Genomic DNA, 13,942 nt, shown 5'->3' with positions numbered 1-13,942 from the left:
TCCAAGTCTTATTTGCCGCGCGGCTTGGCGCGATGTGTCGCGGCGGCATTGGCCGGATCCTCGGGCCAGACGTGCTTGGGATAGCGGCCGCGCATGTCGGCGCGCACATCGGCCCAGGAACCCGCCCAGAAGCCGGGCAGGTCCAGCGTCGTCTGGATCGGCCGGTGGGCCGGCGAGAGCAGTTCCAGCTTGAGCGGCACGCCGTCGGCCACGGTCGGGTGCGTTTTCAGGCCGAACAGTTCCTGCACGCGGATCGCCAGCACCGGCCCCTCCTCCTCGTAGCGGATCGGAACGTGGCTGCCCGACGGCGCGTCGTAGTGGGTCGGCGTCAGCGCCGACAGGCGGCGCTGCAGGTCGTGCGGCACCAGCGCCGTCAGGCCCTCGCGCAGGATCGCCGGCCTGATCCGCGACAGGCTGGCATCGCCAGTGAGGAACGGCAGGAGCCAGTCCTCAAGACCGTCGAGCAGCGCCGCGTCGTCCATCTGCGGCCAGGGATCGCCCTTGGCATTGCGGAGCCATGCCAGCCGGCGGCGCAGGGCGACCGCCTCCTTGTCCCATGGCAGGAGCTCCAGCCCGTGCGTGCGCACCGCGGCGACGATCGCGCGGTCCGCGTCTGCTCCCGACGGGGGCGGCAGCGGCTGCGCCGAAAGCACCAGCGCGCCAAGCCGGCGCAACCGGCGCTGGCGCACCGCGCCCTTGTCGCGATCGAATGCGGTTTCGGCGGCCTCGACGATCTCGTCGCCCAGTTCGGCAAGGATCTCGTTCTCGTCGATGGCGGCGGCCGAGGCGATGCGGGCGTTCTCGGCGCGGCCCTGAAGATCGGCGACGACCAGATAGGGCGAACCGGCGAGACGCTCCTCGGCAGCCAGCATGCCGCCGCGCCCGTTGGCCAGCACGAAACGACCGAAGGCGCCGCGCGCCTTGGCGACCCGGTCCGGCCAGGCATGGATCAGCAGCGAACCGGCGGAAGGCTGATCGTCCACCTTGCCACCGCCCGCGGATTTCGCGAGCCGCATGGCGAGCTTGCGCGCGCCCTCGGCGCGGGGTCCGCGTTCGCGCCGAAAGCGCTGCCAGCGCTCGTCCAGATCGACCGAAGTCCCGCCCAGCCCGCGTTCCGACAGGAGAACCGCCAGTTCAGCGGCCGCCAGCGCCTGCCCCTTCCCGGCGGCCATGGCCACCATATGCGCCAGCCGCACGGGCAGCGCCAGCCGCCGCATGGCCTCGCCGGTCTGCGTCAGCCGGCCGTCGGCATCGAGCGCGCCGAGGCGCTGAAGCAGGCCGCGCGCTTCGGCCAGGGCGGGCTGGGGTGGCGGATCGAGAAAAGCGAGAGCGGCGGGGTCGGCGACGCCGAAGGCCGCGCAGTCGAGCAGCAGGCCGGACAGGTCGGCCTCGAGGATTTCCGGCGGCGCGAAGGCCGGCAGGGCCGCCGTCTGCTCGGCGCGCCAAAGCCTGAGCGCGATGCCGGGCGCCGTGCGGCCGGCGCGGCCGGCGCGCTGGTCGGCGGAGGCGCGCGAGACGCGCACCGTCTCGAGCCGCGTCAGGCCGGTGGACGGTTCGTATTTCGGCAGGCGGGAGAGACCGCTGTCGATCACCACGCGCACGCCGTCGATGGTGACGGAGGTCTCGGCGATGGCGGTCGCCAGAACGACCTTGCGCCGCCCCGCCGACGCCGGCCGGATCGCCGCATCCTGCGCCTTCCCGTCGAGGCCGCCATAGAGCGGCGTGATGTCGACATCGGCCGGCAGCCTGTCCGCCAGCCGCTCGGCGGTGCGCTCGATCTCGCGCTGGCCGGGCAGGAAGGCGAGCACACTGCCCTCCTCGTCCGACAGGACCGCGCGGATCGTCCGCGCCATCGTGTCCTCGACCGGCTCGCCGGCCGGACGCTCCGCATGGCGCAGATCGACGGGAAAGCTGCGGCCCTCACTCTCGATCACCGGAGCATCGCCCAGAAGTGCTGCCACACGCGCGCCGTCGAGCGTCGCCGACATGACCAGAAGCCGCAGGTCCGGCCTGAGCGCGCCCTGCGCGTCGAGCGCCAGCGCCAGCGCGAAATCGCCGTCCAGGGAGCGCTCGTGGAACTCGTCGAACAGCACGGCGGAGACACCGGACAGTTCCGGATCCTCGACGATCATGCGCGCCAGAACGCCTTCCGTGACGACGAGGATGCGGGTCCTGCCGGACACCTTCCGCTCCATGCGCATGGCGTAGCCGACCGTTTCTCCCGGCTCCTCGCCGAGAAGTGCCGCCATGCGGCGCGCCGCGGCGCGGGCGGCCAGACGGCGCGGCTCCAGGAGCACGATCCGGCCCGAGGCGGCCCAGCCGGCGTCGAGCAGCGCCAGCGGCGCCAGCGTGGTCTTCCCCGCTCCAGGCGGCGCCACCAGCACGGCCCGGCCATCCCGGTCGAGCGCCTCGCGTAAGGCCGGCAGGACGGCCGTTACCGGCAGGTCGGGCAGTTTGGGCATCTATCCGCCGATCTCGACGATGTCGCCGCCGGCGGCCTGTGCGTCGGCCACATCATGGGTGACCAGCAGGACCGGCAGGCCGCTCTCGCGTGCCTTGGCGAAAACCAGTTCGCGCATCTGCGCGCGAAGCGCGGCGTCGAGCTTGGAGAACGGCTCGTCGAGCAGCAGGGCGCGCGGCGCGGAAGCGAGAACCCGGGCCAGCGCGACACGCGCCTTCTGCCCGCCCGACAGGGTCGCCGGATCGCGCTCCTCGAGCCCCGCCAGGCCGACGCCCTCCAGCGCGCGGCACATGCGTTCGCGCCGCGCCCGGCGCCCGCGCACCTCCTGCGGCAGCGCGAACATCAGGTTGCCGCCGACGCTCATATGAGGAAACAGCAGCGGATCCTGGAACAGGATGCCCATATGGCGGGCCTCCGGCTTCAGCGCCGTGATCTCCACATCGTCCACATAGGCGCGGCCGCTCGCGGTGAAGGCCGGATCGAGGAAGCCGCCGACATAGGCAAGCAGAGTCGATTTTCCGGCGCCCGAAGGTCCCATAACGGTCAGCACCGCGCCCGGCGCCACGCGCCGCGTCAGCGTGACGATCTCGCGCCCGTCGAGCGCGATGGTCACCCGGTCGAGAAAAAGGCCGGCCTCGGTCAAGCGGGAGTTCATCCGGTTTCAAACCTGCATGTCGCGATGACGCCGGAATATCAGCGCCGGCACAAGAGTGGCAACGGCAAAGCCGATGGCGGGAAGCATCATCTGCAGAAAGGCATAGATGCCGATGACGCGACGGTTGCCGCCCGAGGCCAGCGCGACCGCCTCGGTGGTGACGGTGGTGAGCCGCCCCGCCCCGATCAGCAGGGTGGGGAGGTAGAGGCCGATCGAGACGGAGAAGCCGATCGCCGCGACGGTCAGGACCGGCCGCGTCATCATCGGCAGGCGGATCAGGAGGAAGCGCCGCCAGGCCGCCTTGCCGAGCCCGGCCGCAAGCTGATCGTAGCGCCTATCGAAGGCGCGCCACGGGTCCTTCAGGCACAGATAGGCATAGGGCAGGACGAAGACGAGATGGGCGAGGATGAGCGCCGTCATCGTCGCCACGGAGCCGATCAGGATGAACAGCAGTTGCAGGCCGAACAGGAAGGCGACCTGCGGCACGATCAGCGGCAGGTAGATCAGACGCAGTGCGCCGCGCCCTGGTGGCCGGCCCATCTCGTCCTCGCGCGCCAGGCAGAGGATCGCGATGGCCGTCGCGACGGCCGTCGAGACAAGCCCGACGATCAGGGTCGTCAGGAGGGGATCGAGCAGATGCGGCAGGACGCGCGCCCAGTTGCGCAGTTCGAAGGACGCAGGCAACGCATCGGGAAACTGCCAGAGGCCGGCGAAGGACCACAGCGCCAGCGTCGCGAGGCCGGCGAAGATCGTCAGGGCGGAAAGGAGCATCAGACCGAACGCCGTCCACCGCACCGGCGCATCACCGCGCAGGCGCAGCCCGGCACAGGCGCAGCGCTCGCGCAGACGGGCAGTAAGCTTTTCAAGGACAATCCAGATGCCGATCGCCGCGGCGGTCACGGCAAGCTGCAGCAGCGCACCGGCGGAAGCGAGGAAGCGCATCGACAGGTCGGGGTCGTTCATCCAGCCCACCAGCCGGACGGCCAGCGGCGGCGGGGTCGTCGGCCCCAGGATCGCCGCGACGTCGACCACGGAGGTGGCGAAGGCGATGACGGCGAAGACCGGCAGGCGTATCTGCGGATAGATCTGCGGCCAGAGGCCGAACACGAAGCCGCCGATCCGCCCGTAGCCCATCGCCGCGATGAGCGCGCGCGTGCGGGCCGGATGCACCTGCGGAAGGGCGGCGAGCGTCACCAGCAGCAGGAACGGGATTTCCTTGACGACGAGGCCCGCCATCATGGCGAGGCCCATCGGATCGTGCACGACAAGCAGGTCCGGCGGCCGGTGCCAGCCGGTCAGTTCCGGCGAGATCATCCGGGCGAGCAGCCCCGAGGGGGCAATTAGGAAAGCGAGCGCGAAGGCCGCGGCCGCGTGCGGCACGGACAGCAGCGGCGAGATCAGGTGCTGGACCCTTGCGAAGGCCCGCGTGCCGCTCCAGGCGGCGGTGAAGAGCATCACCACGCCGAGCGAGACCAGCGTCGTCACCAGCCCCGTGACGAGGCTCATCAGCGCCGAGTAGACGATGGCCGGCTCGCCGGCGAGCGCCATCAGAGGCGCAAGGCTGAACCCGGTACCGCCCAGCGCGGGCAGGAAACCGAAGGCAGGCAGGATGGTGCCCGCCAGCCCGAAGGCGACGGGCGCGGTGAGCAGGCCGATGGCAAGGACAGGGCCGAGACGGGTCAGCATGACAATGGCTTCCCGGCGTTGCTGCCCCCTCCGGCAAGCCCAGGAGGCCAGAGGGGAGTGGGGAACACCGCCAAGCTCAACAAGAACGCTGTCCTAGACTCGTTCAAGCTTTCATCGAAACGCACAACGGGCCCATCTCTTTGTTTTTCCGCGTTTATGCGGGCGTCAGGTGTTATCACCTGACTGCAAAACGCTCTAGTTCGCCACGCCGTAGCGCCGCTTCCACTCGGTTTCGATGCGCTCCATCCAGCTTGGATGCGGTTCGTCCAGCGCGGGTCCGAGTTCGTCGGGGCGCAGCGTCGCGACGCCGAGGTCGATGGCGTCGAAGCGCGCGCGGTCGTCCGCATCGAGCTTGCCGAGGGCCAGAACGGTGGGATCGCCCCAGATGGCGGGATCCTGCTTGCGCGCCTGCGCCTCCGGCGAAAGGAGGAAGTTCGCCGCCACCAGCGCCCCCGCCTTCGCGGCGGCGTTGTAGGGGATCGTCAGGAAATGCGTGTTGGCCAGCGTGCCGCCCGGGAAGGTGAACGAGCGCACCGTGTCCGGCAGTTCGCCATTGGCGACGGCGCTCGACGCTTCCGCCGGGTTGAAGGCGAAGATGATGTCCAGCTCGGCATCGGCCAGAAGCTGCTTCATGGCCGGATAGTTCTGCGGATAGGCCCGGCCCGAGCGCCACATCAGCGGGTTGAGCGCATCCAGATAGTCGAACAGCGGCTTCGTCACCGCGTCGAAGCTTGCCTCGTCGACGGGCTGTTGCAGCAGTGTCCTGTCGGCGATCTTCTCGGCGAGCACCTGCTTCAGGAAGGACGAACCGATGAAGTCCGGCGGCTGCGGATAGGAGAAGCGGCCCGGATTGGCCTTCGCCCATTCGAGCAGCCCGTCGGCATCCTGCGGCAGCGCGTCCGCGTCGGTGCGCGCGGAATCGTAGAAGAAGACGAGCTTGGCCATGCCCCAGGGGCTTTCCAGCCCATCGACGGGAATGGTGAAGTCGGTGCGGATCGTCGGCTTGTTCTCGACATCCACATAGGACCAGTTCGGCAGTTCCTCGGCCCAGCCCGGCGCCATGATGAGGCCCTGGCGCTTCATGGCGGCGAAATTCTCGCCATTGATCCAGATCAGGTCGACCGTGCCTGCCGTATCCCGGCCGGCCGCTTTCTCGGCGACCACGGTGGTGACTGCGGTGGCCGTGTCCTCCAGCTTGACGTGCTTCAGCGTCACGCCGTAGCGCTGCATCAGTTCGCCGCCGGCCCAGTCGATATAGGCGTTGATGTTCTGCGACCCGCCCCAGGCGTTGAAATAGACGGTTTCGCCCCGCGCGCCGGCCAGCACCTCATCCCATTTCCGGGGATCGGGGTTCATCGCGTCGGCCAGCGCCGGCACGGCGCCGAGCGCCATCAGCGCCAAGGATAAAACGGTTCTGCGCACTTCGATCTCCCAGATCGCGGGTTGAAAGCAAAGGTAGCCGATAGAGCATGCCGACCCTGTGCAAATCAATGCGATGCGGCGCCTGACCGGGTCACTTCCCAGTGAGCATCAAGTGAGTAGCCCGGGAAGCGCTAGTCCCGCGCCTTGCCGGCGCTCCCGGCGACATGCAGCTCGATCCGGTCGGCGGCGAAGCGGGTTTCCGAATACTGCACAGGCCGCCCATCCGCATCGACATTGACGGCGATGGTAACGATCACGATGGCGCCCGGCGACAGCCGCAGATCGCGCAGGTCGGCGGCGTCGGCATGGCGGGCCGTAACCACCGTCGAGAGCCGCAGATAGTCGGCAAGCCCGAGCGCCCTGAAGGACGCGGTCACGGAACGCGTGCGGGCAAAGGCTTCGGCCATGCCGCCGAAGCGCTCCGCGTCGAACCAGCTGCGGGCGCGTGAGACGGGCCTGCCGTCGGCTTCGGATATGGTTTCGAGCCTTATGGCGGGTGTTCCCGGCGCAATGCCCAGCGCCGCCGCCGCCTCATCCGGGGCGGGTTCGACGGCATGGTCGAGCAATGTGGCCTTCAGATCGCGCGACTGGCCGGCAAGGCCGTCGGAGAAGCGGGTGCGCTCGCTGATCGGGTAGGCCAGGCGCCGGCGTTTCTCGACAAAGGTGCCGCGTCCCTGCTCGGCGCGCAGCACCCCTTCCTGAACCAGCGCCGCGATGGCCGAGCGGACCGTGTGCCGGTTGACGCCGAAGCGCTGCGCAAGCGCCACCTCGGGCGGCATGCGTCCCGCCTCGTCGGCCAGCCCCGCGCCGATCTCGCGCCGCATGCGGTCGGCGATCTGCCGCCACAGGGCGACCCCGCTGCGGCGCTCCACCACCGTTTCCCACCGATCCCCCATAATCGTCCCGCTCCTCAGCCGGCTGTCATCAACACGTCATCGACAGCGTTTAGAGAAAGTCTATAATATGTTTAGTTGTCTAGAGCAATAGACAAATTATCGATGCAGGCTGAGGAAAGGCCCGATGGTCTCACGCCAGGAAAGACAGACAGTGATGCAACAGCGCCGCGAGGCAATGGCCGTGCTGGCGGCAGCGCCCGGACAGGACCTTCTGGGTCTGTGGAACGCAGCGGCGCTGCCCGACGAAGCCGCCCTGCTGCGCGGTCCCGAAACGGGCCTTGTGACCCTGCGCGGCCGCATGGGCGGCGGGGGCGCGGCCTTCAATTTCGGCGAAGCGACGGTGACGCGCGCGACGGTCAAGCTGCCATCCGGCGTGGTCGGCCACGCCTATGCGCTCGGCCGGGAGAAGGAGAAGGTGCGCGTCGCGGCGGTCATCGACGCCCTGCGGCAGCAGCCGGAGTTCGAGACGGCGATCGAGGAGAAGATCCTCGCCCCGCTGCGCCGCCGGCAGGCCGAGACGGACGAGACCCGCCGCACCGAGACGGCGGCGACGCGGGTGGATTTCTTCACCATGGTTCGGGGAGAGGATTGATGACGCTCGATTCCATCGCCATCGAGGGCGGCTTCAAGGACCCTGTCTTCGATGCGCAGACAATGTTCCGCGCCATCATGCAGGCCATGGCCGAACCGGGCACCGTGCACCACGGCATCGCGCTGACGAAGCCGCCGGCACCGCTGACGCCCGAGGCCGCCGGCGTCGCCCTGACGCTCTGCGACCAGGACACGCCGGTCTGGCTCGATCCGGCGCTGCAGGCGGACGAAGCGGTCGGCGCCTGGCTCGCCTTCCACACCGGCGCGCCGATCGCCAATACCCCTGCCGACGCGCATTTCGCCCTGGTCGCGGACCCGGAGAACCTGATCGGCCTTGAGAACTTCGCGCAGGGCTCGCAGGAATATCCTGACCGCTCTGCGACGCTCGTCCTGCAGGTCGCGAGCCTGACCGGCGGCGCCGAACTGCTGCTCGAAGGCCCGGGCATCCAACACCAGGCCCGGCTCTCGCCGCGGCCGATGCCGCGTCATTTCGCGCGCCAATGGGCGCAGAACCGGGCGCGCTTCCCGCGCGGCATCGACATCGTCCTCGTCAGCCGGGAGGGCCTCGCGGCCCTGCCGCGCACCACCCGCATCGCCGATCAGGAGGATTGAGCCATGTATGTTGCCGTCAAGGGCGGTGAGGCCGCCATCCGCAACGCCCACACGCTCCTGGCCGACCGCCGTCGCGGCGCGCGCGACGTGCCGGCGCTGACGCTGGAGCAGATCGCCGAGCAATTGGCGCTCGCCGTCGACCGGGTCATGGCGGAAGGTTCGCTCTACGACACGGGACTTGCCGCCCTGGCCGTCAAGCAGGCGCGCGGCGACATGATCGAGGCGATCTTCCTGCTGCGCGCCTACCGCACGACGTTGCCCCGCTTCGGCTACACGCGCACCATCGACACGGCGGCCATGCTGGTCGAGCGGCGCATTTCGGCCACCTACAAGGACCTGCCCGGCGGGCAGTTGCTTGGTCCCACCTTCGACTACACGCACCGCCTGCTCGACCCGGAGCTGGCCGAGGACCAGGAACCCGCCGCGCCGGAGGCCCGCGCCGCCGACCATGAGGCCATGCCCCGCGTTTCGGAGATCCTGGCGCAGGAAGGGCTGATCGAGGAAGACGGTTCCCTGCCGGAAGAACGCGAGCCGGGCGACATCACCCGCGAGCCGCCGGAATTTCCGATGCAGCGCGACCTGCGCCTGCAGGCCCTGTCGCGCGGCGACGAAGGCTTCCTGCTGGCGCTTGGCTATTCGACGCAGCGCGGCTTCGGCCGCAACCACCCCTTCGCCGGCGAGATCCGCATCGGCGAGGTGGAGGTGGAGATCGACGTTCCCGAACTCGGCTTCCCGGTCCCGCTGGGGCGCATCCGCGTCACCGAATGCCAGATGGTCAACCAGTTCAAGGGATCGATGAAGGTGCCGCCGCAATTCACCCGCGGCTACGGCCTCGTCTTCGGCCAGTCCGAACGCAAGGCCATGGCCATGGCGCTCTGCGACCGTGCGCTTCGCGCCGGCGAACTGGGCGAAGACATCACGGCACCGGCGCAGGACGAGGAATTCGTGATCTCGCATTCCGACAATGTCCAGGCGACCGGCTTCGTCGAGCACCTGAAGCTGCCGCACTATGTCGATTTCCAGGCCGAGCTCGGCCTGGTGCGTCAGATGCGCCGCGAATATGAGGAACGCCGCGCAGGTGCAGCCACCGAGCGCCGGGAGGCCGCGGAATGACCCTAGCTGTCGCTCTCGTCAAAAGCCGACCCGTCGCCGAACTCCTCGATCCAGTCATCGTTCGCTCCCGCGACACGGGACGGCTTCTCGTTCCGCTTCTGGCGCAGCGCGCGCCGGAGCATGGCCACGATCAGAACCAGCATGACGACAATCGCAACGCCCTCAAGAATTTTCCAGTCGAGCATGGCATCCTCAAATTTCTATCTAGAGTTGAATCAATAGATAGAGCAAAACCATTAATGGAATATTGGAGCCGGTGATGACCGAGATTGCCCAGTACAATTTCGCCTATCTGGACGAGCAGACCAAGCGCATGATCCGCCGCGCGATCCTCAAGGCGATCGCCATTCCCGGCTATCAGGTACCGTTCGCCAGCCGCGAGATGCCGATGCCCTATGGCTGGGGCACGGGGGGCGTGCAGGTCACCGCATCGGTTATCGGTCCGGACGACGTGCTCAAGGTCATCGACCAGGGCGCCGACGACACCACCAATGCCGTCTCCATCCGCGCCTTCTTCCAGAAGGTGGCCAATGTGGCCGTCACCACCCACACCGGCGACGCGACCATCATCCAGACGCGCCACCGCATTCCCGAGGAGCGACTGAAGGCCGGTCAGGTCCTCGTCTACCAAGTGCCGATCCCCGAGCCGCTGCGCTTCCTCGAACCGCGCGAGACCGAGACGCGCAAGATGCATGCGCTCGAGGAATACGGCCTGATGCACGTCAAGCTCTACGAGGACATCGCCCAGCACGGCCACATCGCCACCACCTTCGCCTATCCGGTCAAGGTCGAGGGACGCTATGTCATGGACCCCTCGCCGACGCCGAAATTCGACAATCCGAAGATGCACATGTCGGCGGCGCTGCAGCTCTTCGGGGCGGGCCGCGAGAAGCGCATCTACGCCATCCCGCCCCATACGCGCGTCGAAAGCCTCGACTTCGAGGATCATCCCTTCGAGGTGCAGCGCTTCGCGGATCCCTGCGCGCTGTGCGGCGGCACCGACGTCTATCTCGACGAGGTCATCCTCGACGACCGGGGCGGGCGGATGTTCGTCTGCTCCGACACCGACCATTGCGAGGGACGCCGCGCGGAGGGCCACAGGGGACACCTGGCGGGAGAGGCGGTGGGAGCATGAGAACCGACAGCGCATCGATGACAGCGCCGCGGAACGCCCCTCACCCTTACCCTCTCCCCGCTTGCGGGGAGAGGGGGACACCAACGTTGAGGCCATTCTCCTTCTCCCCGCTGGCGGGGAGAAGGTGCCGGCAGGCGGATGAGGGGCTGTTCGAACGTCCAGAAACTCGTGGAGAAACCCAATGACCGACGAACCACTCCTGCGCGTTCGTTCCATCTCGAAATTCTACGGCAACCGCATCGGATGCAGCGACATCTCCTTCGATCTCTGGCCGGGCGAAGTGCTCGCCGTCGTGGGCGAATCCGGCTCCGGCAAGACGACGCTGCTCAACTGCCTTTCGACGCGCCTCCTGCCGACCTCGGGCACAGTATCCTACCGCATGCGCGACGGGGCCTTTCACGACCTCTACCGCATGAGCGAGGCGGAACGGCGCTTCCTGATGCGCACGGACTGGGGTTTCGTGCACCAGAACCCGGCGGACGGGCTGCGCATGACCGTCTCCGCCGGCGCCAATGTGGGCGAGCGGCTGATGGCCGTCGGCGACCGGCATTACGGCCAGATCCGCGCCGCCGCCACCGACTGGCTGGGCCGCGTCGAGATTGCCGAGGACCGCATCGACGACCAGCCGCGCGCCTTCTCCGGCGGCATGCGCCAGCGCCTGCAGATCGCCCGCAACCTGGTCACCGGCCCGCGCCTCGTCTTCATGGACGAGCCGACCGGCGGCCTCGACGTCTCAGTGCAGGCGCGCCTGCTCGACCTCCTGCGCGGACTTGTCCACGAGCTCGGCCTCTCGGCCATCGTCGTCACGCACGACCTCGCCGTTGCCCGTCTCCTTTCGCACCGCATGATCGTGATGAAGGACGGCCATGTGGTCGAGAGCGGCCTGACCGACCGGGTGCTCGACGATCCGCAGGCGCCCTACACGCAGCTTCTCGTTTCCTCCATCCTGCAGGTCTGACCATGGCAACGCCCCTCGTCGTCTCCGAAGTCGCCAAGAGCTTCACCATGCATCTCCAGGGCGGCATCCGTCTCCCCGTGGTATCGGGCGCCTCCTTCTCGCTCGCCGCCGGCGCGTGTGCCGTGCTCGGAGGCCCGTCGGGCGCCGGCAAGAGCTCGATCCTGAAGATGATCTATGGCAGCTATGCCGTCGACTTCGGCCAGATCATCGTCACGCATAACGACAATCTGGTGGATCTCGCCGCCGCCGACCCGCGCACCGTCATCGCCATCCGCCGCGACACGATCGGCTATGTGAGCCAGTTCCTGCGGGCGGTGCCGCGCGTGCCGGCGCGCGATGTGGTGGCGGAACCGCTGGTCGCCCGCGGCGAAGCGGCTGCCACGGCGCGCGGGCGGGCGGAGGCCCTGCTCGCCCGCCTCAACCTGCCGGAACGCCTGTGGGACCTGCCGCCCGCCACCTTCTCCGGCGGAGAGCAGCAGCGCGTCAACATCGCGCGCGGCTTCATCACGGACCATCCGATCCTGCTTCTCGACGAGCCGACAGCGTCGCTCGACAAGGCGAACCGTGAGATCGTGACCGCGATGATCGCCGAGAAGAAGGAGGCCGGCGTGGCCCTGCTCGGCATTTTCCACGACCAGGAGGTGCGGGACGCGGTGGCCGACCGCATCATCGACGTGACCGACTTCGCACCCGACCGGCACGCCGCATGAAACGGCTCTCCGAAACGCCCTACGTTCACCCGACAGCGGACGTGTCCGGCTCGACGCTCGGCCGCTACACGGAAGTGGCGGAGCGCTGCCGTATCCACGAGGCGGTACTGGGCGATTACTCCTACATCATGCAGGACGGCGGCGTCTGGTGCGCCGAGATCGGCAAGTTCTCCAACATCGCCGCCGCGGTGCGCATCAACGCCACCAACCACCCAACCTGGCGGCCGACCCTGCATCACTTCACCTACCGCTCGTCCGACTACTGGCCGGACGCCGAGCATGACGATGCCTTCTTCGACTGGCGGCGCGGCAACAAGGTAAGCATCGGGCACGACACCTGGCTTGGGCACGGCGCGACCATATTGCCGGGTGTCACGGTCGGCGACGGAGCCGTGGTCGGCGCGGGCGCCGTGGTCTCGAAGGACGTCGCGCCCTACATGATCGTCGGCGGCGTTCCGGCGCGGCCGATCCGCGAACGCTTCGACCGCAGGACGGCCGACCGCTTCCAGGCCCTCGCCTGGTGGGACTGGGATCACCTGCGCCTGCGCGACGCGCTCGACGATTTCCGCGCTCTCGCGGCGGAAGCCTTCCTGGAGAAGTACGAGGGCTGAGCGCCCGCGCCAACGCGTCGCGGCTTTCCCTGAACATTGTTGTCAGGTTTTTGTTGACAGGAGCACGCGCTCGCGTGTTCTATGAGCCCGCATCCGCGCGATGCGTCCATGATGTCGGGGCCTTTAACCCTTTCGATCGCAGGACGTCTGTCGTCGCCCGCCTGACCTGCATGCCGTCGAACCTGCCGGCATGAGGTGTCAGCGATCAGGGCACTCCCTCCGACAAACTCCCGCACGAAGGTTGAGGCCTCGCCTATGGGCTTGACCTTGCAAAGCCACGGAGTTTCCGACGTCGCCATGCTCGTCTGTCAGTGCAATCTGATTACCCAGAAAGAGGTTGAGGATACGATCGTCTCGATGCTGGACGAGGATCCCTGGCAACTCATCGTGCCGGCCAAGGTCTATCACACGCTTTCGAAACGTGGCCGCTGTTGCGGCTGCTTCCCAAATGTGGTGGAAACGATTATCCGTGTAACGGAGCAATACCACCAGCGTCACGATGAATGCGAGGGAGCTGAAGTCGTGACATATCTAGACCAGGTTCGCGCCCTGCGCGAGCGCTATGGGAGCAGGTTCAATGAAAGGCGACAAAAAGGTTATCGAGCGGCTTAACGAGGCGCTGACTCACGAGCTCGGAGCGGTCAACCAGTACTGGCTGCACTATCGCCTTCTTGAAGATTGGGGTTACACCAAGCTTGCCAAGAAGGAGCGCGAGGAATCCATCGAGGAGATGCATCACGCCGACAAGCTGGTGGAACGCATCATCTTCCTCGAGGGTCATCCCAACCTCCAGGTCGTCGGACCGCTGCGCATCGGCCAGAACATCAAGGAAGTCCTGGAAGCCGACCTCGCCGGCGAACATGATGCCCGCAAGCTGTACAAGGCCTCCCGCGACGACTGCCACGCAGCGGGCGATTACGTCTCCATGAAGCTCTTCGAGGAACTGCTGGCCGACGAGGAAGGCCATATTGACTACCTCGAAACGCAGCTCGAACTGCTGGAGAAGATCGGCGAGGCTAAATATGGCCAGCTCAACGCCGGGTCGGCCGACGAGGCGGAGTAAGGCATTCCCTGAACAGGGGTTCCACGGCA

Annotated in this window: 15 protein-coding genes; 9 read left to right on the top strand and 6 right to left on the bottom strand. The window is 67.8% G+C overall.

Going from position 1 to position 13,942, the window contains the following annotated elements; all coding sequences use genetic code 11:
* Nucleotides 1–8: 8 nt before the first annotated feature.
* The 5 genes from hrpB to phnF all read right to left on the bottom strand — a co-directional run bounded on the left by hrpB (nucleotide 9) and on the right by phnF (nucleotide 7,120).
* Nucleotides 9–2,462: an ATP-dependent helicase HrpB gene (hrpB, locus tag NA2_RS05135; protein WP_008594929.1), complete on the bottom strand. Its 2,454-nt coding sequence runs from the start codon at nucleotides 2,460–2,462 to the stop codon at nucleotides 9–11.
* Complete coding sequence (locus NA2_RS05130; RefSeq protein ID WP_008594927.1) at nucleotides 2,463–3,116, bottom strand: ATP-binding cassette domain-containing protein; 654 nt, start codon at nucleotides 3,114–3,116, stop codon at nucleotides 2,463–2,465.
* 6 nt (nucleotides 3,117–3,122) lie between these two features.
* Nucleotides 3,123–4,802: an ABC transporter permease gene (locus tag NA2_RS05125; RefSeq protein WP_008594926.1), complete on the bottom strand. Its 1,680-nt coding sequence runs from the start codon at nucleotides 4,800–4,802 to the stop codon at nucleotides 3,123–3,125.
* Between the two features lie 195 nt (nucleotides 4,803–4,997).
* The gene (locus NA2_RS05120; RefSeq protein ID WP_008594924.1) at nucleotides 4,998–6,194 is read right to left on the bottom strand and encodes an ABC transporter substrate-binding protein; all 1,197 of its coding nucleotides are present in this window, start codon (nucleotides 6,192–6,194) and stop codon (nucleotides 4,998–5,000) included.
* A gap of 161 nt (nucleotides 6,195–6,355) precedes the next feature.
* Nucleotides 6,356–7,120, bottom strand: coding sequence for a phosphonate metabolism transcriptional regulator PhnF (gene phnF, locus NA2_RS05115; RefSeq protein ID WP_008594922.1), 765 nt, complete (start codon nucleotides 7,118–7,120; stop codon nucleotides 6,356–6,358).
* A 154-nt stretch (nucleotides 7,121–7,274) separates the two neighbouring features.
* Between phnF and phnG the strand changes: the two genes are divergently transcribed.
* The 3 genes from phnG to NA2_RS05100 are packed head-to-tail and all read left to right on the top strand — an operon-like array spanning nucleotide 7,275 to nucleotide 9,436.
* Nucleotides 7,275–7,712 carry a phosphonate C-P lyase system protein PhnG gene (gene phnG / locus NA2_RS05110; protein WP_008594919.1) on the top strand — a complete coding sequence of 146 codons (438 nt, stop codon included), beginning with the start codon at nucleotides 7,275–7,277 and terminating at the stop codon, nucleotides 7,710–7,712.
* Nucleotides 7,712–8,323, top strand: coding sequence for a phosphonate C-P lyase system protein PhnH (gene phnH, locus NA2_RS05105; protein ID WP_008594918.1), 612 nt, complete (start codon nucleotides 7,712–7,714; stop codon nucleotides 8,321–8,323). The genes phnG and phnH overlap by 1 nt, the downstream gene beginning before the upstream one ends.
* 3 nt (nucleotides 8,324–8,326) lie before the next feature.
* Nucleotides 8,327–9,436 carry a carbon-phosphorus lyase complex subunit gene (locus NA2_RS05100; protein WP_008594916.1) on the top strand — a complete coding sequence of 370 codons (1,110 nt, stop codon included), beginning with the start codon at nucleotides 8,327–8,329 and terminating at the stop codon, nucleotides 9,434–9,436.
* 2 nt (nucleotides 9,437–9,438) lie between these two features.
* On the opposite strand, the gene NA2_RS05095 is transcribed toward NA2_RS05100, so the two are convergent.
* Nucleotides 9,439–9,621 carry a hypothetical protein gene (locus NA2_RS05095; RefSeq protein WP_008594914.1) on the bottom strand — a complete coding sequence of 61 codons (183 nt, stop codon included), beginning with the start codon at nucleotides 9,619–9,621 and terminating at the stop codon, nucleotides 9,439–9,441.
* 74 nt (nucleotides 9,622–9,695) lie between these two features.
* Between NA2_RS05095 and NA2_RS05090 the strand changes: the two genes are divergently transcribed.
* The 6 genes from NA2_RS05090 to bfr all read left to right on the top strand — a co-directional run bounded on the left by NA2_RS05090 (nucleotide 9,696) and on the right by bfr (nucleotide 13,913).
* Nucleotides 9,696–10,571 carry an alpha-D-ribose 1-methylphosphonate 5-phosphate C-P-lyase PhnJ gene (locus tag NA2_RS05090; RefSeq protein WP_008594912.1) on the top strand — a complete coding sequence of 292 codons (876 nt, stop codon included), beginning with the start codon at nucleotides 9,696–9,698 and terminating at the stop codon, nucleotides 10,569–10,571.
* A 181-nt stretch (nucleotides 10,572–10,752) separates the two neighbouring features.
* Nucleotides 10,753–11,529 carry a phosphonate C-P lyase system protein PhnK gene (phnK, locus tag NA2_RS05085; RefSeq protein ID WP_008594910.1) on the top strand — a complete coding sequence of 259 codons (777 nt, stop codon included), beginning with the start codon at nucleotides 10,753–10,755 and terminating at the stop codon, nucleotides 11,527–11,529.
* Between the two features lie 2 nt (nucleotides 11,530–11,531).
* Nucleotides 11,532–12,239 (top strand): phosphonate C-P lyase system protein PhnL, encoded by a 708-nt coding sequence (gene phnL / locus NA2_RS05080; RefSeq protein WP_008594908.1) that lies wholly within the window; start codon nucleotides 11,532–11,534, stop codon nucleotides 12,237–12,239.
* Nucleotides 12,236–12,850, top strand: coding sequence for a DapH/DapD/GlmU-related protein (locus NA2_RS05075; protein WP_008594906.1), 615 nt, complete (start codon nucleotides 12,236–12,238; stop codon nucleotides 12,848–12,850). Before phnL ends, NA2_RS05075 begins: the two co-directional genes overlap by 4 nt.
* 297 nt (nucleotides 12,851–13,147) lie before the next feature.
* Nucleotides 13,148–13,462 (top strand): (2Fe-2S)-binding protein, encoded by a 315-nt coding sequence (locus tag NA2_RS21445; protein WP_081582614.1) that lies wholly within the window; start codon nucleotides 13,148–13,150, stop codon nucleotides 13,460–13,462.
* Nucleotides 13,428–13,913 (top strand): bacterioferritin, encoded by a 486-nt coding sequence (gene bfr, locus NA2_RS05070; RefSeq protein WP_008594904.1) that lies wholly within the window; start codon nucleotides 13,428–13,430, stop codon nucleotides 13,911–13,913. Before NA2_RS21445 ends, bfr begins: the two co-directional genes overlap by 35 nt.
* Nucleotides 13,914–13,942 lie beyond the last annotated feature (29 nt).

It is taken from the genome of Nitratireductor pacificus pht-3B (assembly GCF_000300335.1).
Lineage (GTDB): Bacteria > Pseudomonadota > Alphaproteobacteria > Rhizobiales > Rhizobiaceae > Nitratireductor > Nitratireductor pacificus.
The sequence above is the reverse complement of the archived record's forward strand: the minus strand, read 5'-3'. Positions and strand labels throughout refer to the sequence as shown.